We start from the raw sequence: 229 nt of genomic DNA, 5'->3' as shown, positions 1-229 counted from the left end.
CGCCCCGTCCCCGGCCGTGGCCTTGCGGACCAGCCCGTCCTCCAGCTCCAGGACGGCCGTCAGCCGGTGGCCGTCGCCGGAACGGGCCGGGGCGGTGAACACGACCCGGCCGTCGTCGTAGGCGACGTCTGTGGTGGCGCCGTAGGGGTCGGTGACAGACGTGAGCTGCCAGGTCTCCCCGGCCAGGGCAAAGGCGAAGTCGGTGCGGTTGCCGTGCCGGTCCGCAAAC

The 229-nt window shown here is 73.8% G+C and carries 1 protein-coding gene; it reads right to left on the bottom strand.

What is annotated here, in order from left to right; translation table 11 throughout:
• A partial coding sequence (locus IF89_RS40390) for a hypothetical protein (protein WP_043195235.1) occupies positions 1–229 on the bottom strand: 229 nt, incomplete at both ends.

The sequence above is a fragment of the Streptomyces sp. NRRL F-2664 genome (assembly GCF_000719345.1).
Lineage (GTDB): Bacteria > Actinomycetota > Actinomycetes > Streptomycetales > Streptomycetaceae > Streptomyces.
This window is presented reverse-complemented; position numbering and strand designations above follow the sequence as displayed.